The organism is Borborobacter arsenicus (assembly GCF_003934165.1).
GTDB lineage: Bacteria > Pseudomonadota > Alphaproteobacteria > Rhizobiales > Rhizobiaceae > Pseudaminobacter > Pseudaminobacter arsenicus.
The window spans coordinates 345,004-365,939 of the sequence record NZ_ML133508.1 but is presented as its reverse complement, the minus strand read 5'-3'; the positions used below and the strand labels follow the sequence as shown (position 1 = coordinate 365,939).

The window sequence follows — 20,936 nt, the reverse complement described above, 5'->3', positions numbered from 1 at the left end:
CCTGAGGAGCTTCGATGCAAAAGGCAATTGTCAGGGTGATCTGCGCCATCGGACGATCCGGTCAGATGGGACTCGACGGGCGTTTGCCTTGGGAAGGGAACCGGTCACCCGACTATAAGGCGGACGTCGCCCGTTTCTTCGACATCACCAGGGGTCACGTGCTGGCCGCCGGACCCCGAACCATCGCCAGCGTTCCAGATTTTGCCCGCGCAGATCGGGAATTGTTCGTGCTGCGCTCCAGCATGGATCCTGAAGCGACGCTTGCGCGCTTTTCCGGCCGCGTCGTGTTTATCGGCGGTGGTCCACCGGTCTGGGACGCCTATGCACGCTTCGTCAGCCATTGGGACATAACGCGGCTGCCCTATGACGGCCCTGCCGACCGCTGGTTCGATCCGAGATGGCTTCAGGCAGGTGGCTCGCGAAGCTAAGAGTGGCAGCTTGAACGCTATGTCCAAGCGGAACCCGCTTCGAGCGTTACCGGGCAGTCACCTCAAACCCTGTCAGGATGTGCCTGCTCGGCCTCTTTGCCGGCGCGCCTTGCAAACATCGGCGTGACGCCCGCCGCTTCCTCGCAGACGCCCACATGCTTTGCCAGAGCTTCATTCGACAAGACCGCGCTGATGGTGGTGATGTCACGCCCGGCATATCTGGGCATCTGCTGGACTTCCTTCAGCCTTTCGAGAAGTGCGAGTCGGGTCACGATATCCCTCCCTTGCTGATTGAGGAACTGTCATTCAAAGCATCGGACCCAACCGAGGGTTTTGGTGAAAATGGAAGCCTGGCTGGACCGTTTGATGCTCATTCAAAGTGTCGGATCGCTCCTTGTGCAGCCTCAATGTCGTGCAGCGATCCGCCGTGCGGCGGCCGTCAGGCCGCCTTCTTGCCTGCGTCGAACGGGATCTCGATGTCGACGGCGAGCGTCGAAACCTGGGCGCCGCGCTCCATCTTGACGCTGACCTTCTCGTCATCGATCTGCATATGCTTGGAGATGACGCGCAGGATTTCGTCACGCAGTTTGGTGACCAGGTCCGAATCGCCGGCCGAAGCACGCTCATGGGCGAGCAACACCTGCAAGCGCTCGCGCGCGGCGGGGGCTGACTGGGGACGGGAAAAGAGCCGAAGAAAATTCATGCCGCTTTCCTTCCGAAAATCTTGCCGAAGAAGCCCCGCTTTTCGCCTGGAACGGTGACCGGCAGGCTTTCGCCCTTGAGCCGCCGCGCCGCATCGAAATAGGCGATTGCCGGCGCGCTGCGATCATCCGCCAGGGTGACGGGCGAGCCGACATTGGAGGCGCGCAACACGTCCATGCTTTCCGGTATGATGCCGAGCAGCGGGATCGACAGGATTTCGAGGACGTCGTCGACCTTCAGCATGTCGCCACGTTCGGCACGAGCCGGGTCGTAGCGGGTGAGAAGCAGATGTTTTTCCATCTGTTCGCCATTCTCGGCCTTGAGTGTCTTGGAGTCGAGCAGGCCGATGATGCGGTCGGAATCGCGCACCGAAGAGACTTCCGGATTGGTCACGACGATGGCCACGTCCGCATGGCGCATGGCAAGCGTTGCGCCGCGCTCGATACCGGCAGGGCTGTCGCAGATAACCCAATCGAAGGCATTCTTCAGCGCGGCGATGACCTTCTCGACACCCTCGGGCGTGAGATTGTCCTTGTCGCGGGTCTGTGAGGCCGGCAGCAGATAGAGCGTTTCCAGCCGCTTGTCCCGGATCAGTGCCTGGGTCAGCTTGGCCTCCCCCTTGATCACGTTGACGAGGTCGTAGACCACCCGTCTTTCAGCGCCCATGATAAGGTCGAGATTGCGCAGTCCGACATCGAAATCCACGACCGCGACCTTGTCACCATTTTGCGCGAGGGCAGCGCCCAGTGCGGCGGAAGACGTCGTCTTGCCGACGCCGCCTTTGCCCGATGTGACCACGATTACCTTGCCCATTGGCCTCTCCTGTTCTTATGCCACGCCTTCGGCTCAGCCGAGCGTTTCGGCCTTGATAGCTTCGCCTTCGAGCCAGATCTGGACTGCTTTCCCGCGCAGGTTGGGCTCCATGTCCTCCGCGGTCTTGTAGAAGCCGTCTATGGCGATCAGCTCAGCCTCGAGCTTGCGGCAGAAGATGCGCGCCATGGCGTTGCCCGTCGTACCGGCCATCGCCCTGCCCCGCAGCGTGCCATAGATGTGGATCGATCCGCCGGCGACGACCTCCGCGCCCGATGCGACCGACCCGACCACCGTTATGTCGCCTTCGGGAAAGAAGAGCGACTGTCCCGAGCGCACAGGCTGGGTGACGATGATCGAAGGCGTGGCCTTGACCGGCAGAGGGTCGGAAGGCACGGTGCTTTCGGTGGTAGCGGATCCGTTGTCCTCATCATCGGCGACCGGCGCTTCGAAGTCAGAAGCCGGGCGCCCATCGGTCATCGCGGGCGGCAGATCCGAGCCGAGCAATGAGGGGCGCGCGCCTTCGATTCCCATGATGCGCACATTGCGTGCGCCCAACTGGTTGACGAGCGCCCGAAGCTCCGAACGGTCGATGTCCAATCCGTCGACATCGAGCACTACGGGCCGGCGCAGGAAAAACCCGGCGGAACGGGCCGCCAGATCGTCGAGCCGCGCCAGCCAGTCCTCGAAGGGGAGTTCCGGGGTCAGAGCGAGGGCAAGGAAGGATCGTCCCTTGAGGCGGATGGGCCGGGGTTGAGTTAACACGTGATTCATCTTGGTTAATTTTCGGTTGCTTCGATGTATCGAGGAAATGGTTAACAAATAGTTAATTTCCGAAGTGAGCGGACAGGAATCCGCGCCCATGAAATCTAGAAACTCATGGAAAAACCATTTTCTATCAAATAGTTGGCCTTCAATCTCTGGAGAAGCCAAAAAATCCGTGAGTTGAACCCGGGCAATATCCAGGCAACGCCGCAAGCGGCCTGCGCAGGCGCGAAGCATGCGTGGCTCCCGTGCCTCAAAACGGCTGAAGACAAACAGATTTTCTACGGGAAACCGGCTTTCGGGGCGATTGCGACCCCACGACGACGTGGCCGGCCGAGCAGGCACGTCTCACCTACCGCCTTTCTGATCCAGCCGGTGATTCGTTTGCGCTTACCGCCGCCGAAAGTACCTCCGCCTCAACTCTCCCGCGCCGTGGCTATGGCTGCTTCCAGCGCCTTCCTGTCCATCGCGCCGTGATATATCCGGATGCCTATGATGAAAGCAGGCGTGCCACCGAAACCGAAGGCGTTTGCCTGATCCATGTTACGGGCGAGAATTCCATCGATACGGGCCTGATCGCTTTTGAAGGCGGCCAAAAGCCCGGATGGGTCGAGCCCGCTTTCGCTCAAGACACTATCCACTTCCTCCTTGCCCAGTCGTCCCGGCGTCGCCATCAGAGCATTGAGTGCCTTTTCATAACTCTCGCCAGACGCCAGCACCAAGCTCGAAGCATGGACGGACACAGCGCCGAAAATCGGCCAGTCCTTCATCACCAGGCGCACATTGCCGTCAGCGCGGACGATCTCCATCAACTCCTTGTGCCCGCGCTTGCAGAAGGGGCATTGGTAGTCGAAATACTCCGCCACGGTGATATCGCCATCGGGATTGCCGATAACGGGGATGGCGGGATCGAACAGGACCTCCTCGACGGTCGGGAAGGATTGGGCAAGCGTCGGGACGGGCAGCGCAGCAATTGCCGATCCGGCAGCCACGGCCTTCAGTATCCCTCTTCGGTTCATCATCTCATGTGCTCCTTCAATGGTTGGCAGTTGGCGCCCGCAAGCGAGACACTGTTCATGTCAGTATCCGTCCAGCTGCGACGCCGACCGCGTCAGGGAGCCGACTGTCACGTCGCCGACGAGACGGGTTCCGGCGGCTTCGCGTGCGTTTGCGTCGAAGAACAGCATGGTCGGCGGACCCGCCACACGAAGCTGGGTCATCAGCGCGGCATTGTCCTGGTCGAAATCGGTCAGGTCGGCTTTGATGAGTTGGAACCCGGCGAGCCCCCGGCGCACCGAGTCATCGCGTAGGACCGAGCGCTCGATCGTATGGCAAGTGACGCACCAGTCGGCGGTAAAATAGACGAGCGTCGCTTTGCCATTCGCCGAGGCCAGCTTCGCTTTCAGGTCCGGCGCCGATTCGACCTCCGCGAAGTCGAGTTGTTTCGCGCCGGAAACAGCCGGCCCCCGATCGGCGAGCGTGGCAAGCGGCTTCAGCGGATCCGTCGCGCCTGAGGCGGCTCCGACCATGAGGATCGCGCCATAGATCAGCGCAACGCCGCCAACAGCGCGGCCGGTCGCCAGCGCCGTGCCGCTGCGCCATTTGACCGTGAATGCAAAGCTTGCCGCAGCAATCAGCAGGACAGCCCATAAGAACAGATCGAGCCGCGCCGGCAGCAAGGGCGTCGCCATCCAGATGGCGGTTGCAAGAAAGCCAAAGCCGAAAACACGCTTCACGCCTTCCATCCACGCGCCGGCACGCGGCAAGGCGCTACCGCCCAGCGTTCCCAGAACGATCAAGGGAAGCCCCTTTCCAATACCCAGCCCGAACAGAGCTGCAGCCCCGAGCACGACGTCGCCGGTCTGGGCGATGTAGAGAAGCGCGCCCGCGAGCGGTGCCGTGACGCAGGGACCGACGATCAGGACCGAAGAAAATCCGAGCAGCGCTGCCGAACGTTTCGAACCGCCCATGCCCCCGGTTCGCGTGGTAACCCAACTGGTCCACGCCGCCGGCAGCTGCAGTTCGAACAGGCCGAACATGGACAAAGCCAAGACAACGAAGACGATGGCGAGGATTCCGGCCGTGAGTGGCGACTGCAACACCATTTGCAGGTTCTGACCTGACCAGCCGGCGGCTGCACCCAATAGAGCGAAGGCCAATGCGAGCGCCGTGACATAGATAGCGGAGAGAATGAAGCCACGGCCCGCCGTCAGCCGGTCGCCCTCGCGGGCCAACGCACCCGCAAGGATCGGGTACATCGGAAAGACGCATGGCGTAAAGGCCAGCAACAGCCCGAAAAGAGGGAACATGGCAAGGACGAGGAGCGGCCCACCTTCAACGCGAAGCGACTGGATGAGGCCGGCGTCCGCGGCCAGTTCGAAGCCCTCGGTACCCGTTGCCTGTTCTATGCCTGGCTCGACTGGCGAAGCCGAAACACCTTCCGTTTCCCAGTTCACCACAGGAGGCGGTCGCAGCGGCACCGGGTCCGAAACCGTCAGCGTGGCAGGATCGACGAGGCGGGTTTCGGGAGCATAGCAGATGCCGTTTTCCTGGCAGCCTTGATAGGTGAGTTCGATGGGCGCGGACCCGGCATTGGAAAGGACCGCCTCCGCGCGCCGGTAATAGATTTCCGAGGGCCCGAAGTTGGGATCGTCCTTGACGAGGCCCGGCGGCGTCTCGACCGTCAGTGCAGCTCCTTTCGGGACCCGCGCGGCGATGCGGTCCCGATAAAGATAATAGCCCTCGGCGATTTTCCATTCCACCGACAGCGATCCGCCTGCACCTTGCGACGCCGAGATCGCGAACGCCCGGTCCACCGGAAGAGGTTCGCCGGAGGATGCGACAGCCGGCGCAAAAAGCTGAATGACAAGCATTCCAAGGATGCCAAGAGCAGCTTTTTTCATCGCCTTTTCCCGTCCACGCTGGAGATTGACCTCGTTCTTCAGCCGGGTGCGCGACCTTGCTTAAGGCAGCCTTAAGGTAGGGGAGGTTTCGCAGGGCCATCGAAACCAGCAGAGATACGGCAAAATGACGGGCAACTTCGAAATCAAGACGGCGAGAGCGGGGACAGCGGTGCAGGGCGTCAATCTCGGACGGCGGTCCTTCGTGCTGGGGCTGACCACGATGGCGGTATCGGGTTGCATGGCGACGCCACGACAGGTGCCGACCGAGCCCTCAATGACCAAGGCGCCGGCTCCGAAGCACGTCGTACCCCCAATGTACTACGCGCTGCCCAATGAGAGGTTTCCGATCCCGGCCGTCGACATCGCAAAGCTCGACCGCCGCTTCTGGCGCACCGATGTCGATTATCCGACCAACGAGGTTCCTGGGACCCTGATCGTGGATACACCTGCCAAATATCTCTATCATGTGAAGCCCAATGGCCGCGCAACACGCTACGGCATCGGTGTCGGGCGCGATGGATTTTCCTGGGCGGGGCGCGCGATCGTCGCCTACAAGCGCGAATGGCCGCGCTGGACGCCGCCGGATTCCATGGTCGCGCGCCAGCCTTCGCTTGAACCTTACAGCATAGCCAATGGCGGCATGGACCCCGGGCTGAAGAATCCCCTTGGCGCGCGGTCCCTCTACATCCATAAGGACGGGAAGGATACACTTTACCGCGTCCACGGAACCCCTGAGGCCGGGAGCATCGGCAAGGCGGTATCCTCCGGCTGCATCCGGCTCGTCAATCAGGATGTCGTGCACCTCCATGGCGAGGTCCGCGACGGAAGCCGCATCGTTGTCATCCCCGACCCGGCAATGGAGCATCTGCTCGTCGGATGACGGCGCCGGCGAAAATGGCAGGCCGAAATGACAGGATTAGAGCCATCCCGGCGGAGATTAAAGCATGCGGATTCTCATAGTCGAAGACGATCCGATGCTGTTCGACGGCCTGTCGGTGGGTCTTGGGCTGGCGGGCTTCACCGTAGATGCGGTCGCCACCTGCGAGGAGGCGTTCGCCGCGCTGGAGACGCAATCCTACGACGCGGCCGTGCTCGACCTGATGCTGCCTGATGGTTCCGGCCTCGATATCCTCGCTTCCCTGCGGCGGAGGAAAGACGCGACGCCGGTGATCCTGCTCACCGCCCGCGACCAGGTATCGGATCGCATCGCCGGGCTCGACGCCGGCGCGGACGACTATGTCGGCAAGCCTTTCGACCTCGACGAACTGGCCGCGCGAGTGCGGGCGGCAGCGCGCCGTGGCGGGGGACGGGCCACCGCGATGCTGGAATGGCGGGGGGTTGTCCTCGATCCAGCCCGGCAGGTCGTCAGTCTTGACGGCAATCCGCTGGTGCTGACGAGGCGGGAGTTCGGCGTGCTTCGGGCGCTCATGGAGCATCCAGGATCGACCGTTTCCAAATCGACCCTGGAAGAGACGCTCTACGGCTGGCAGGAAGAAGTCGAAAGCAATGCGGTGGAAGTCCATGTCCATCACCTGCGCTCCAAGCTTGGGGCCGGCTTCATCAAGACGGTGCGCGGGTTAGGCTACAGGCTGGCGGAGGAGTGCCCATGAACTCCATCCGGACAAGGCTTCTTACCGTCCTTCTCGGCTCGACAGGGCTGGTTTGGCTGCTGGCCGTGGCGTGGATCTATCTCGGCACACAGGCCGAACTCGAGCGCGTGCTGGACGCCCGGCTCATGGAAGCGGCGCGGATGGTGAACTCGCTTCTGACGGACGATCGCGTCGAGCTGGCGCTTGCCGGCAGGGACGGAAGGGGGGCTGCTGCCGCTTTCGAACTTGGACAACAGCCTTATGAGCGTCAGCTCTCCTGTCAGATATGGTCGCTGGACGGCGCCCTCGTCGGCCGTTCCGAGCACGCCCCGGAGCAGCGCTTGACCGATTTGCCAAGCGGCTTTTCAAAAACCGAGGTGGACGGCGAAACCTGGCGCGTCTACGCCATAGAGAATGCCGATCTCGGAGTCCGCGTCATGGTCGGCGACAGCATCGACATGCGCGACCGCCTCGTCGGCGAGGTCATCAAGGGGCTGGTCCTTCCAGCAGGGCTCATCCTGCCATTTCTGGCCGGAACCATCTGGCTGAGTGTGAGACGGGGTATGTCTCCCTTGAATGACATGGCACGCACGCTCTCTTCGCGCGCCGCCACCGACCTGCGCCCCCTCCCCGACGAGAGGCTGCCCAGGGAGATTGCTCCGGCCGTCCACGCGCTCAACGGCTTGTTTCGGCGCGTCGCCGATGCGCGCGAACGCGAAAAGAGCTTTACCGCCTTCGCCGCCCATGAACTGAAGACGCCGCTCGCCGGGCTCAAGACACAGGCGCAGATCGCGCTTGCCAGTAGCGACGGCGACGTCCATGCCAACGCGCTCCGGCAGATTTCAGCGGGCGTCGACCGGACCTCGCGGCTCGTTCGGCAGTTGCTCGACCTGGCCATGATCGAGGCAAGCGACAACACACCCGCACTCGCAACAGGCTGCCCGATCGAAGTCGTCAAGCGGGTCATAGCCGAGATGCCACCAGCAGGCGACCCCACCGTAGCGCTCGAAAAGGGTAGCGGCGACACGGACATCGAAGCCTGCTTCGAACCCACCTTCCTCATGTTGGCCCTGCGAAACCTGATCGAGAACGCTCTCAACCATTCTCCCGCCAGCGGCAAGGTCCTGGTTCGGGTTAGCAAGGACGAAGGCGGCGTCAACATCATCATCGAGGATGACGGGCCTGGCATTGCGGCGAGCGAGCTGCCGCGAATTACCGAGCGGTTCTTTCGCGGCCGCGACAGGTCGCCGGCAGGCAGCGGCCTGGGCCTCTCTATCGCCGAGGAAGCGGCAGCACGGATGGGCGGCTCGCTGCGGTTGCAGAACCGCGATCCGCACGGCCTGACGGCGACATTGTCGCTTCCGGTTGGAGCGGACGGGTCGTGATCTCGCGGCGGCAATTCCTGGCGGCGGCGGTTGCGGCGGGCGCATCCGGCAGCGCTGGCGCACGCGAACTTCCCCCGGTTTCCGAGATATTGTTCGATCCGGCTCTCCCGGTGCTCGGCAATCCCCACGGAGACGTTACGATCGCCGAATTCTTCGACTATGCATGTCCCTACTGCAAGGTCGTCCACCCGCATCTGAAAGACATCGTCCAGGAAGATGGGAACATCCGGCTGGTGATGAAAGACTGGCCGATAAATGGCGAACTGGCGGCATACGCCTCGCGCATGGTTTTAGCGGCCGACCGTCTCGGCGTCTATGCACCTGCTCACGCCGCTGTCATGGAAATCGAGGGCGGGCTGACGATACGCGGGATCTCCGGCGCCATGCGCGGCAAGGGCATCGATGTCGGCGCGATCCGCGACGCGCTTGATGTCCATCTGACGGAAATCGACGCGCTCCTTGTCCGCAACCAGCAGCAGGCTCGTGGCCTGTCGCTTCCCGGGACGCCCGCCTTCATCGTCGGGTCGAACCTCTATCGGCAGCCACTGAGTCCAGAAGAAATCCGCAGAGCAATCGCCCGGGCGCGCAGCAACAGGTAGCTCCGGCAGCGCGGCACGTTGAGGCGTCGACGCCTGCCGATCATCTGCCGGCGCGACCAAGCAACAATCATGTCCATTGGAATTACAAGGCAGCGCCGCTCCCCGTGAGCGGCGCTGCCTTGCGCGTAGTGTCCCGGTTTGGACAAGCCCTGCCGGCGTCAGAACCTCTTTATGACGCCGAGCTTTGCCCCGACCGATTGCGCGCCTTCATCGGCCAGATTGAACAACAGGCCTGCATCGATCGCCCAGGCGTTCGACCCGCGGCGGGCCGGGCTGAAGATCGTGCTGGGCCTGCAGGAAAGGCCGGATGGTCGTCTGCAAAGGCGATCACGATTATTCATCCTCCAGGGTGTCCCTTTTCACGATCTCGCGATCAGGCCCCTAACGGCTTGTTGGCTGGCCGACACGCCCCTAGTCTGTGAGACCTGCGCCTCGACAGACATGCCCGGCGCCCGTCGCCACAGGCGCAAATGCGATAGCCAGCTCAAAACAAGGAGAGCAAGCCATGGTCGCTTTCACCCTCAATGGCGAAGCGCGCACGCTCGACGTCGACCCGGATATGCCGCTGCTTTGGGCGATCCGTGACGTCATCGGGCTGACGGGAACCAAATTCGGCTGCGGCATGGCGCAATGCGGCGCCTGCACCGTTCACATCGACGGGGTGGCGACACGCTCATGCCAGACTGCCATCAGCGATGTCGAAGGCGCGTCGATCACCACGATCGAGGGCATTTCCGGCAAGGTCAGCGAAACGATCCAGGCAGTCTGGGCCGAGATGGACGTGCCGCAATGCGGCTATTGCCAGTCCGGCCAGATCATGTCGGCGGCCGCCCTGTTGGCCGAAACGCCCAAGCCCACCGACGAGGACATCGATTCGGCCATGAGCGGCAACCTTTGCCGCTGCGCCACCTATCAACGCATCCGCGCGGCCATTCATGAAGCTGCGCATCGTCTGGAGGCCTGAGCCATGTTGCAATTTCGCCTGAAACAGGGCGCGGTGCAGCCCACGCGTCGACAGTTCCTCATAGGCACGGCTGCCACCGCCGGACTGGCGGTCGGATACCGACTGATCGCGGCCAGTCCGGCCGCAGCACAGGCAGCACCGGCTGAAGCCCAGGCAAATCCCTTCCAGGCCTATGTCGAGATCACCCCCGAAAACCGGATCCTCATCCACTCCTCGCAATTCGAGATGGGGCAAGGCTCCTATTTCGGCATCGCCACACTGGTCATGGAAGAGCTGGAAGGCGACTGGGCCCAGGTCGATGTGATCGGCGCCGCCGGCAATACCGGGCTTTACGGCAACCTTGCCTGGGGCGGAGCGATGCAGGGGACCGGCGGCTCCACCTCCATGACCTCGTCATGGGAGCGCTATCGCAAGGCCGGAGCGGCCGCCCGCTCGATGCTGGTGGCGGCGGCAGCGAAAGAATGGAACGTACCGGCCGGCGAGATAGAGGTCGCATCAGGCGTCGTCTCGCACGCATCCGGCAAGCGCGCAAATTTCGGCGAACTGGCCACGGCTGCCGCCGAAATGCCAATCCCGAACGACGTAGAACTGAAACCGCGGGACAGATGGACACAGATCGGCGCCGAAAACCTCAAGCGCTACGACTCCCGCAGCAAGGTTGACGGCACGCAGACCTATACGATCGACCTGAAGATGGACGGTCTGGCGACCGCCGTCATGATCCATCCGCCCAAATTCGGGGCTGAGGTCGCCAGCTTCGACCCCGCCAAGGCCAAGGCGCTCGACGGCATTGTCGACGTCATCCAGACGCCGCGCGGGATCGCGGTGGTCGGCACCAATATGTGGACCGCACTCAAGGGCCGCGACCTGGTGGAGGTGAAGTGGGACGAAGCCAAGGCCGAAAAGCGCGGCTCGGCCCAGATCATGACCGAATATAACAAGCTGGCCGATGGTCCGGGTGCTGCCACCGCGCGCAATGACGGCGACGCAGCTTCAGCATTGACCGGTGCGGCCAAGGTCGTCGAAGGGCGCTATGAGTTCCCCTATCTCGCCCATGCCTCGATCGAGCCGCTCAATGCGGCCGCCCGCTTCAACGAAGACGGCACCATCGATGTCTGGGGCGGGCACCAGATGCCCGACCTTTACCAGATGATCGCCGCGCAGATCGGCGGAACGACGCCGGACAAGGTGAAGCTTCATGTGATGAAGACTGGCGGCAGCTTCGGCCGTCGTGCCGTGGCTGATGCGGACCTCATCGTGGAAGCCGTGGCCACGGCGCGCGCGCTTGGCCCCGGAAAGCCGGTGAGAGTGCAATGGACGCGCGAGAACGACATGCGCGGCGGCCGCTACCGGCCCGCCTATGTGCATGCCGTGAAGGCCGGGCTCGACAAGGATGGCAAGATCGTCGCCCTTCACGACCATATTATCGGCCAGTCCATCATGGGCGGCTCGCCGATGGCGGCAATGATCAAGGATGGGATCGACCCGACTTCGGTGGAGGGTGCGGTCAACCTGCCCTATGCCATCCCCAATCTGAAGGTCGAGCTGACGACCACGGATGTGAAGGTTCCCGTGCTGTGGTGGCGGTCGGTGGGGTCCACCCACACCGCCTATGTGATGGAAACCTTCATTGACGAGCTTGCCGCCGCCGCAAATCGCGATCCTGTCGAATTCCGCCTGTCGATGCTGGACGAGCATCCGCGCCATGCCGCCGTCTTGAAACTGGCGGCCGAAAAGGCCGGCTGGGGCACACCTCTGCCGGAGGGGCGGTTCCGTGGCGTCGCGCTGCATGAAAGCTTCTCGACCTATGTCGCCGAAGTGGTCGAAATCACCTTCAAGGGCGGCAGCGACTTCACGGTCGACCGCGTCGTCTGTGCGGTCGATTGTGGCATCGCCATCAATCCCGACCAGATCCGGGCGCAGATGGAAGGTGGCATCGGCTTCGGCCTTGGCGCGATCCTGCAGGAAGAGCTGACGCTGACTGAAGGCGTGGTGGATCAGGAGAATTACGACACCTACACGCCGCTGCGCATCAACCAGATGCCGTCCGTCGAAGTGCATATCGTGGCATCCGACGAGCCGCCGACCGGTGTCGGCGAGCCGGGCGTGCCGCCGATCGGCCCGGCTGTCGGCAATGCCCTGCGGGCTGCAACCGGCAAGACCATCCGCAAGCCGCCACTGATCAAGAGCCTGTCGGCATAAGTGGAGGACGGCGAGCCGGTCGCGATATCCATCGCGGCCGTCTTCATCCTCTGGCCAGAAGTTCTCAGCACCGATGGTCCCGCACCAGGTTTCAGCGCAGGCCCTTATATGCCTTGAACCAGCCGACAAAGTCGGCGATCCCGTCGGCGAGCAGCGTTCTGGGTCTGAAACCGAGGTCTCGACCGGCGAGGGCGATATCGGCACAGGTTCTGACCACATCACCGGCAGGCTTGGGCCGCATGTCCATGATCGCGCGGCAGCCGGCGGCTTTTTCGATCGCGGCAATGAAATCCAGCAGCATGATGGGAGAATTATGGCCGAGATTGTAGATCGGTTCCGTCCCGGCAGGCTTTTCCAGAATCCGCTTTGCGGCCGCCACCACGCCATCGACGATATCATCCACATGCGTGAAATCGCGCAGCATCTCGCCATTGTTGAAAACCGGAATCGGTCGGCCGTTCAAAATGGCGTCGGTGAACAGCCATGGCGCCATGTCCGGCCGGCCATAGCGGCCATAGACTGTGAACAGCCGCAATCCCGTGGAACGGATGCCGTGCAGGTCCGCATAGGCATGGGCGAGCAATTCCCCAGCACGCTTAGTCGCGGCATAGATGGAAACCGGCCGGTCGGCGCGGGCGGTCTCGGTGAATGGAACTGCTTCATCCGCCCCATAGACCGACGATGAACTGGCGTAGACCACCGGCGGACACCTGGCCAGCCTGGCTGCTACTTCGAAGACCGCAACCTGCCCGGTGACGTTGGAGTCCACATAGGCAAAGGGGTTCTGGACCGAATAGCGGACGCCGGCCTGAGCTGCGAAATGAAGAATGATGTCGACATCGGCAGCATAGGCTTCGATCGCTTCCACTGAACGATGGCCGGCAATATTCAACTGCCTGAACTGGAACCGCTCTTGCGCCTCGAGCAAGCGCAGGCGCTCGCGCTTGAGCGCAACGGAATAATAGTCGTTCAGATCGTCGAGGCCGAGGACATGTTCTCCCTGGGCGAGGAAGCGCTGCGCGACATGAAAGCCGATGAAACCCGCCGCGCCGGTCAACAGAACTTTCATGGTCTCACCGCATCATCACGTACCGACCATCCGAAGCGGCGCTGCAAAGCTATTCGCACCACCCAAAAGATGGGATAGAATTGAGCACTGTTTTTGGCAATGATCAACTTAGCTTCGGACGAGCATTCCCGGATTTGAAAGACCTGCGAACAGCATTTTTCGAAGGGGATACAGATGAAAGCCACTGTCTTTGGGACGGGCTATGTCGGTCTGGTCACCGCAGCCTGCCTGGCCGATGTCGGCCATGATATCGTGTGCATCGATGTCGATGAAGAACGAATAGAAACCCTGAGACGGGGCAAGGTCCCGATCTTCGAGCCCGGACTGCAGGAACTTGTGGCCAGTAATGCGCAGGCCGGACGCCTGCGCTTTTCGACCAATACGCCGATCGGCGTGCGTTTTGCCGACCTGTTTTTCATCGCGGTCGGAACGCCGCCGCGCGAGGACGGATCGGCGGACCTGACCAACATCTTCAGCGTCGCCAGGACCATCGGCGAGCATATCGACTGCTACAAGATCGTCGTCGACAAATCGACCGTCCCGGTCGGCACCGCAAGTCTCGTCGAGGGGACGATCCAGCAGGCCATGCGCGCAAGGGGCGCCGATCACAGGTTCGATGTCTGTTCGAACCCCGAATTCCTGAAGGAAGGCAGTGCCATTGAGGATTTCACCAAGCCGGCCCGGATCATCGTCGGAACCGACTCCGAAACCGTGCGCAAGACATTGCAGGATTGCTATGCGCCATACAACCGCAACCACGACAAGCTGATCAGCATGGATGTCCGTTCGGCCGAGCTGACGAAATATGCGGCAAACGCCATGCTGGCCACCAAGATCAGCTTCATGAACGAGCTGGCCAACATTGCCGAGAGGCTGGGCGCGGATATCGAGGATGTGCGCAAGGGCATCGGGTCCGACCCCCGCATCGGCTATCAGTTCATCTATCCCGGCTGCGGCTATGGCGGCTCATGCCTGCCCAAGGACATGCGGGCCCTGGCCCATGCCGCGAGAGACGCAGGCTTCACGGCAGAGCTTCTGGAAACGGTCGAGCGCGTCAACAATGCGCAAAAGCACACGCTCTTCCACAAGCTGGAACAGGCATTCGACGGCGATCTGCGTGGCCGCAGGATCGCCCTGTGGGGGCTGGCCTTCAAGCCCAATACCGACGACATGCGCGAGGCGCCGAGCCGTGTCCTGATGGAAGAGCTATGGGAGGCAGGCGCAAATGTCGCCGCATTCGATCCGGAGGCGATGGGCGAGGCCCACCGGCACTATGGCAACCGACCCATGCTGATATTTGCCTCCAGCCCTCAGGAAGCAGCCAAGGGCGCAGATGCGCTTGCGGTCTGCACGGAGTGGAAGCAGTTCAGGATCGCAGATTTCGGCTGGCTCAAGGCCAATCTTCGTAACCCGGTCATTGTTGACGGCCGCAATCTGTACGATCCCGCTCAGGTGCGCCGGCACGGCCTGCTCTATTACGCAATCGGACGCGGCGAACCCGCCCACCCGATCAGTGCCTCGACAGCAATGCCGGGGCGCGAGGTAGCTTAAAATCTATCGGTAGGGGTCGGCGGCATCGCGCAATCCGTCGCCAAGGAAATTGAACGCCAGAATGACGAGGATGACGGGAACCATCGGGAACAGCAGCCACGGATAGAATGCGATCACGCTGACGCTGCGCGCTTCGGTGAGCAGGATGCCCCAACTGGTGATCGGCGGCCTCAGGCCCAGTCCGAGGAAGCTCAGCGCCGTTTCGCCGAGGATCATTCCGGGAATGGAGATTGTCGCCGTGGCGATGAGATGCGACATGAAACCGGGAATCAGGTGCCGCCCGATGATACGGCTGGAATTGGCGCCCATCAGTTGCGCTGCCAGGACATAATCTTCCTCTCTCAGCGCAAGCAGCTTGGAGCGCACGGCCCGCGCCAGACCGGTCCAATCGAGCAGTCCAAGAATGATGGTGATGCCGAAATAGATCACCAGCGGGCTCCAGGTGACCGGCATGATCGCCGCCAGCGCCATCCACAGCGGAATGCTCGGCAGCGACTGGATCACCTCGATGATCCGTTGGACGATGAGGTCGAATACACCGCCGTGATATCCGGCCAGCCCGCCGATGACGATGCCGAGCAGGAAGCTGACGCTGATGCCGACGAGCCCTATCGTGAGCGAGATGCGTGCGCCGTAGATGATGCGCGACAGCACGTCGCGCCCCAGCCGGTCCGTTCCCAGAAGAAACATCTCGCCACCTTCGGCCGGACACACCAGATGAATGTCGGTGGCGATGACGTCCCAGAATTTATAGGCGTCCCCCCTGCAGAAGAAACGAAGTCGCTGGATATCGGTCCTGTCGTCGGCATATTCGCGTTTGAGGGTCTCCATATCGAGGGTCATGGTCCGCCCATAGACGAACGGCCCGACGAATTGCCCTTCATGAAACAGGCGGACGCGCTGTGGCGGCGAATAGATGAAATCCATGTTGCGCGTGTGGAGATTGTAAGGCGCCAGGAACTCGCAGATCAGGATCATCAGGTAGAATGCGGCAAGCAGGACGGCCGATGCCACGGCCAGCCGATGCTGCCTGAATTTCCACCACATCAGCCTAAGTTGTGACGCCTGGTAGACGCGCTTCAGTTCTGCGCTCGCCGCCTCCACCGACATCGGATCGAACGGTGCTGCGGACACATAATGTTCCAGCGGCGCGCCTGGAGGGGGGAGCGGCGTCATTTGGTGCTACCGCCCTGAAGCCGAATCCGCGGATCTAGGATCGCCAGCGCCAGATCGGAGATCAGCACGCCGATCACCGTCAGGAAGGCAAGGAACATCAGGAACGCACCAGCCAGATACATATCCTGGCTGCGTAGCGCCTTGATGAGCATCGGCCCGGTTGTTTCCAGCGACAGCACGATGGCCGTGATCTCGGCGCCGGAAATGATCGCCGGAAGGATGGAGCCGATATCGGAGACGAAGAAATTAAGGGACATGCGCAGCGGATATTTGACCAGCGTGCGGAACGGGTGCAGCCCCTTGGCGCGGGCCGTCATGACATATTGCTTCTGGAGTTCGTCCAGGAGATTGGCGCGCAGGCGGCGGATCATGCCGGCGGTGCCGGCCGTGCCGATGATGATGACGGGAATCCACAGATGCTCGACGATAGACTTCGCCTTGTCCCAACTCATGGGTTCGCCGAGATATCTCTGGTCCATGAGATGGCCGATCGAGGTGCCGAACCAGATATTGGCGAAATACATCAGGATGAGTGCCAGCATGAAATTCGGGATCGCGATGCCGATCAGGCCCAGGAAGGTGAGGCCGTAGTCTCCCCAGCTATATTGATGAGTGGCCGAATACATCCCGATGGGGAATGCGATGACCCAGGTGAAGACGATGGTGACGAAGGAAACCAGGACGGTCAGCCACATCCTGTTACCGATCACATCGCTGACGGGCACCTGATATTCGAAGGAATAGCCGAAATCGCCCTGCAGCATGCCGGCGACCCAGTAGAAATAGCGAATGACCACGGGCTGGTCGAAGCCGTATTCCGCCCGCAGCGCCTCGAGTTGCCCCATATCCACGCCTTCGCCCTGCGCCCGCAATTCGGCGGCGTAGCTCTCGAAATAATCGCCCGGAGGCAATTCGATGATGGTGAAGACCAGCGCAGAGATGATCAGCAGAGTGGGGACCATTGCGGCGATGCGCCAGCCGACATAGCGAAGCATCTTCAGTCCTCCTCCAGCCAGAACGTATCGGGCATGTAGACGCCCAGATAGGAGGTCGGATCGAAGCCATAGAGGCCGGTCGACGGCAGGTTTCGCAAACGGGTGGACGCCAATACCGGCTGCAGCGTGGCGTTGACAATGCCGATGGAAAACACCTGGTCGGTGTAGAGGGAAAGCATGGCATCCCAGATACGCACGCGCTCTTGATGCTCGCCTGCCCTGCGCCATCTTGTGAGCAGGGAAACGAGCTCGACTGCTTCGGGCAGATCAGGCTGCTCGCCAACCTGGCCGTCCGAAGCATAATGGGACCCCCAAAGCGGCCACTGAAGCTGATCCTCGACTGTCGGCGCAAGCTGGTGCGGGCTCATCTCTGCCGTCGGCACGCCATTGTCGATGCCTGACCACAGAGACATCATGATCTGGCCGCCCAGAGCCCTGCTCTGGAAGACATCGCGCTGCGAGGTACGGATGAACAGCGGGATACCGATCGCGCGCCAATGGTCGGTCACAAGCTCGAGCACATCGGTATCGAGGCTGCTTTCTCCGGCCGTTTCGACGGTGATCTGGGCCGTGCGTCCGTCAGGCAGCATCCTGAACCCATCCTCGTCGCGCGCGGCCAGACCAGCTTCGTCAAGCAGGGCATTGGCTTTGTCGGGGTCGTGTGCGGCCCAGGCCTCTGCGAACTCCCTGCGGAAGAGCGGACTTTCGGGCAGCACCGTGTCGGCGCTTTCCTTCGCCAGGCCGTAAAAGACGGCCATGTTTATCTCGCGCCGATCAATCGCCAGCGAAAGCGCCCTGCGCACACGCGCGTCCCGAAGCACCGCCCGCCAGGTCGTATCGGCCGCATTGAGATTGGGAAGCAACGCAAGCCGTGACCCCTGCGTACGCTTCCAGAGATGAACCTTGAGCGGATAGCGCTTCTCGCTGTCCTTCAGGAAAGAGTAGTCGGCGAAATCGATCCCGTTCATCTGGAGATCGCTTTCTCCGGACCCGGCCTTGGCAGCGATGATCGCCGAGGAACTGACATTGAGGATGAAGCGGTCGATATAGGGCAATTGCTGGCCGTTCTTGTCGACGCGGTGAAAGAACGGATTGCGCTCGAAAACGAACCGTTCGGCCGGCGGCTCGGTCCGGTTGATCCATGGCTCCAGCGCCGGGAGTGCCGGGTTTTCCGGCCGATACTGGCGTGACATGATCAGGTGAAGCGCGGTCCATTTGCGGGCCCGGTACTTTTTGACCAATGCCTGCAGCTGGTCCGGCTCCTGATATTTTTCGTGGAACTGCTTCAGATAGGTCGCAGGCAGCACCAGGCTCAGCGGCTGCGGCGCGGCCAGGCTCGGCAGGAAGTCGGGATTGGGCGCATCCCAAGTGTAGCGAACGGTCAGCGGATCGACAACTTCGAAGACCGGCATCTTTCCGTCAACGAGGAAGGCGCGCGGCAGCCCTTCCGACTTCAACTGCTTGTTCAGCCACACGTCTTCCCAGCAATAGCGAAAGTCCTCCGCCGTCAGCAAACTTCCATCGGACCATTTGTGTCCTTCACGAATCCTGAAGGTGAAGATGCGGCTGCCGACATCTTCAAAGCTCTCCAGGATGTCGGCGTGCATATTCAAGCTTTCGTCATAGCCGACCAAGCGTGCATAGCCGTAGATCGTCATGAACCGGATGTCTTTCTGGCTGCCGATCAACGTCCGCACTGTCCCACCGGGACGGCCCGGCAGCCTTCCCATGGCGGAGACATCGATAACCCGCGGCGTCTTCGGCAGCCTGTCGGCAAGATCGGGCAGCCCGGTCTCAGGCGAAGGAAGCGCAGACTTTGGCTCTGCAGCGCGCAGCCTACCCGGAATGATCGCCGAAGCGATAGCACCGAGGGCTGTGCGACGGGTCAGCACGGAAGCAACTCCTTTGCATCGGCGCTGCGCCGGGCCAGCAGGAAATGGCCATCGCCGATATCTGTGTGGGCAAGAACTCCCTCCTCGCCATCGTCACGAAACTGAGGACCCCATGTCGCGGTGTCGGAGGCACCGTTTTTTCGCAACATGCCCAGGTCGAGTGGCCGGTCGAGGTCGGGAAACGGTATGGCTGCCAGCAGCGCGCGGGTGTAGGGATGGATGGGATTGCCCATCAAGGCCTCGCGCGGCGCCAGTTCCACGATGCGACCGCCGCACATCACGGCGATCCGGTCGGCCATGTAGTCGACCACGGCGAGGTTGTGGGAGATGAACAGGTAGGTGAGCCCGAGTTCCTTCTGCAGGTCCTTCAAAAGGTTCAATATCTGCGCCTGGACCGAGACGTCGAGCGCCGATACCGGTTCGTCGCAAATCAGCAGATCGGGGCCTAACGCCAATGCGCGGGCAATGCCGATGCGCTGACGCTGACCACCAGAAAAGCTGTGCGGGTAACGATTGACGAAATGCTGATCGAGGCCGATGGCGCGCATCAGGGCACTGACCGAAGCAAGTCTTGTCTGGGCATCGCCCCGCCCATGGATTTCCAGCGGTTCGCTCAATATGTTCTGGACCGTCATGCGCGGCGACAGCGAGGAAACCGGGTCCTGGAACACCATCTGGATTTTCGTGCGTAGCTTGCGCAGGGCGCTGCCCGTCGCCGATAGGACGTCGATCGGGCTATCGCTGTCATTGAAGACGACCGATCCCTGGTCGGGCGTGACCGCGCGCATGAGAAGCTTGCTGACGGTGGTCTTGCCGGAACCGCTTTCGCCCACCAGCCCCAGGCATTCGCCACGCCTTATATCAAAGCTGACGCAATCGACCGCGCGAACGGTGGCGACCTCGCCAAAGGACCAATCCGATTGGCGGATCGAAAAGGACTTGGTCAGGTTCCTGACCGAAAGCAGGACATCCGTACCTTTTTTCGGCTTCTTCTTCCCCAGCAGGTTTTCGACGTTTACCGGCACTTCGCGCAGGGCCTTCAGCCTCTCGCCCGGCTTCATGTCGAAATGCGGAACGGCCGCCATCAGGCCCTTCAGATAAGGATGGGTAGGCCGGCGAAATATCGCATCGACCGGACCCGCTTCCATGATCTCGCCGTGATAGATGACCACCACCTCATCGGCGACATTGGCCACGACGCCAAGATCGTGCGTGATCAGCAGCATGGCCATGTTGAGATTGGCCTGCAGTTCGCGCAGCAGCAGCAGGATCTGTGCCTGGATAGTCACGTCGAGCGCCGTTGTCGGCTCGTCGGCGATCAGCAGTGCCGGGTGGCAGATCAACGCCATGGCGATCATCGCGCGCTGGCGCAGGCCGCCCGACAGCTCGAACGGATACATATCATAGGCCCGCCTCGGATTGGGAAAGCCGACAAGCGCAAGCATGCCTTCAGTGCGCTCCCGGCATTCTTCAGCCGATAGCGTCGTGTGGATTTTCAGGACCTCGCCAACCTGGTTTCCAATCGTGTGCAGCGGCGACAGCGACGTCATTGGCTCCTGGAAAATCTTGCCGATGCGCCTTCCCCGGATCCCCCTGATTTCGCGCCCGTCGGGCGGCATCTGCAAAATATCGGCTGTTTCGCCGGGGCTTTCCGGGTCAGAAAAGAGAATCCGGCCCCGTGCCCGCGCACTGCGGGGCAATATCCCCATGATCGCCTGGCCGATAACCGATTTTCCGGAGCCGGATTCGCCGACCAGCGCGGTCACCTTGCCGGGCAGGATGCGCAAATTCGCCCGCTTCACGGCATGGATCGCGCCACCCATGATCGCAAACGAGATGGCAAGATCCTCGACCCGTAAGAGATCAGCGCTTGCAACCATCGCCTCACGCCCCTGCGCACCTTGCC

19 protein-coding genes are annotated in these 20,936 nt (G+C 61.9%); 8 read left to right on the top strand and 11 right to left on the bottom strand.

Features of this window, described 5'->3' with window-relative positions:
- The first annotated feature begins 14 nt into the window (after positions 1-14).
- The gene (locus tag EET67_RS01720) at positions 15-428 is read left to right on the top strand and encodes a dihydrofolate reductase (protein WP_128624466.1); all 414 of its coding nucleotides are present in this window, start codon (positions 15-17) and stop codon (positions 426-428) included.
- Between the two features lie 62 nt (positions 429-490).
- On the opposite strand, the gene EET67_RS01715 is transcribed toward EET67_RS01720, so the two are convergent.
- The 6 genes from EET67_RS01715 to dsbD all read right to left on the bottom strand — a co-directional run bounded on the left by EET67_RS01715 (position 491) and on the right by dsbD (position 5,608).
- Positions 491-700, bottom strand: coding sequence for a hypothetical protein (locus tag EET67_RS01715; RefSeq protein ID WP_128624465.1), 210 nt, complete (start codon positions 698-700; stop codon positions 491-493).
- 167 nt (positions 701-867) lie between these two features.
- Positions 868-1,131 carry a cell division topological specificity factor MinE gene (gene minE / locus EET67_RS01710; protein WP_128624464.1) on the bottom strand — a complete coding sequence of 88 codons (264 nt, stop codon included), beginning with the start codon at positions 1,129-1,131 and terminating at the stop codon, positions 868-870.
- Positions 1,128-1,943 carry a septum site-determining protein MinD gene (minD, locus tag EET67_RS01705; RefSeq protein WP_128624463.1) on the bottom strand — a complete coding sequence of 272 codons (816 nt, stop codon included), beginning with the start codon at positions 1,941-1,943 and terminating at the stop codon, positions 1,128-1,130. The genes minE and minD overlap by 4 nt, the downstream gene beginning before the upstream one ends.
- A gap of 33 nt (positions 1,944-1,976) precedes the next feature.
- Entirely contained in the window at positions 1,977-2,714 is a 738-nt protein-coding gene (gene minC, locus EET67_RS01700) for a septum site-determining protein MinC (RefSeq protein WP_128624673.1), read from the bottom strand.
- A gap of 407 nt (positions 2,715-3,121) precedes the next feature.
- Positions 3,122-3,727 (bottom strand): DsbA family protein, encoded by a 606-nt coding sequence (locus EET67_RS01695; protein WP_128624462.1) that lies wholly within the window; start codon positions 3,725-3,727, stop codon positions 3,122-3,124.
- A 57-nt stretch (positions 3,728-3,784) separates the two neighbouring features.
- Complete coding sequence (dsbD, locus tag EET67_RS01690) at positions 3,785-5,608, bottom strand: protein-disulfide reductase DsbD (RefSeq protein ID WP_128624461.1); 1,824 nt, start codon at positions 5,606-5,608, stop codon at positions 3,785-3,787.
- Between the two features lie 124 nt (positions 5,609-5,732).
- On the opposite strand from dsbD, the gene EET67_RS01685 reads away from it, so the two are divergent.
- The 6 genes from EET67_RS01685 (at position 5,733) to EET67_RS01660 (ending at position 12,347) form a co-directional block, all read left to right on the top strand.
- Positions 5,733-6,488: a L,D-transpeptidase gene (locus EET67_RS01685; protein ID WP_342634643.1), complete on the top strand. Its 756-nt coding sequence runs from the start codon at positions 5,733-5,735 to the stop codon at positions 6,486-6,488.
- A gap of 64 nt (positions 6,489-6,552) precedes the next feature.
- Entirely contained in the window at positions 6,553-7,218 is a 666-nt protein-coding gene (locus EET67_RS01680; protein ID WP_128624460.1) for a response regulator, read from the top strand.
- The gene (locus EET67_RS01675) at positions 7,215-8,582 is read left to right on the top strand and encodes an ATP-binding protein (protein ID WP_128624459.1); all 1,368 of its coding nucleotides are present in this window, start codon (positions 7,215-7,217) and stop codon (positions 8,580-8,582) included. The genes EET67_RS01680 and EET67_RS01675 overlap by 4 nt, the downstream gene beginning before the upstream one ends.
- On the top strand, positions 8,579-9,181 hold the full coding sequence (locus EET67_RS01670; RefSeq protein WP_165899750.1) for a DsbA family protein: 603 nt from the start codon (positions 8,579-8,581) through the stop codon (positions 9,179-9,181). The genes EET67_RS01675 and EET67_RS01670 overlap by 4 nt, the downstream gene beginning before the upstream one ends.
- A 505-nt stretch (positions 9,182-9,686) precedes the next feature.
- Positions 9,687-10,145, top strand: a complete 459-nt coding sequence (locus EET67_RS01665) for a (2Fe-2S)-binding protein (RefSeq protein WP_128624457.1) — start codon at positions 9,687-9,689, stop codon at positions 10,143-10,145.
- A gap of 3 nt (positions 10,146-10,148) precedes the next feature.
- Positions 10,149-12,347, top strand: a complete 2,199-nt coding sequence (locus EET67_RS01660) for a xanthine dehydrogenase family protein molybdopterin-binding subunit (RefSeq protein WP_128624456.1) — start codon at positions 10,149-10,151, stop codon at positions 12,345-12,347.
- 91 nt (positions 12,348-12,438) lie between these two features.
- On the opposite strand, the gene EET67_RS01655 is transcribed toward EET67_RS01660, so the two are convergent.
- Positions 12,439-13,416 (bottom strand): NAD-dependent epimerase/dehydratase family protein, encoded by a 978-nt coding sequence (locus tag EET67_RS01655; protein WP_128624455.1) that lies wholly within the window; start codon positions 13,414-13,416, stop codon positions 12,439-12,441.
- 174 nt (positions 13,417-13,590) lie between these two features.
- On the opposite strand from EET67_RS01655, the gene EET67_RS01650 reads away from it, so the two are divergent.
- On the top strand, positions 13,591-14,967 hold the full coding sequence (locus EET67_RS01650) for a UDP-glucose dehydrogenase family protein (protein ID WP_128624454.1): 1,377 nt from the start codon (positions 13,591-13,593) through the stop codon (positions 14,965-14,967).
- 3 nt (positions 14,968-14,970) lie between these two features.
- Here EET67_RS01650 and EET67_RS01645 read toward each other — a convergent pair whose 3' ends face one another.
- The 4 genes from EET67_RS01645 to EET67_RS01630 are packed head-to-tail and all read right to left on the bottom strand — an operon-like array spanning position 14,971 to position 20,910.
- Positions 14,971-16,143, bottom strand: a complete 1,173-nt coding sequence (locus tag EET67_RS01645) for an ABC transporter permease (protein WP_128624453.1) — start codon at positions 16,141-16,143, stop codon at positions 14,971-14,973.
- Positions 16,140-17,138: an ABC transporter permease gene (locus EET67_RS01640; RefSeq protein WP_128624452.1), complete on the bottom strand. Its 999-nt coding sequence runs from the start codon at positions 17,136-17,138 to the stop codon at positions 16,140-16,142. Before EET67_RS01640 ends, EET67_RS01645 begins: the two co-directional genes overlap by 4 nt.
- Positions 17,139-17,140: 2 nt before the next feature.
- Entirely contained in the window at positions 17,141-19,030 is a 1,890-nt protein-coding gene (locus EET67_RS01635; protein ID WP_128624451.1) for an ABC transporter substrate-binding protein, read from the bottom strand.
- Positions 19,024-20,910: a dipeptide ABC transporter ATP-binding protein gene (locus EET67_RS01630; protein ID WP_128624450.1), complete on the bottom strand. Its 1,887-nt coding sequence runs from the start codon at positions 20,908-20,910 to the stop codon at positions 19,024-19,026. The genes EET67_RS01635 and EET67_RS01630 overlap by 7 nt, the downstream gene beginning before the upstream one ends.
- Between the last annotated feature and the right edge of the window lie 26 nt (positions 20,911-20,936).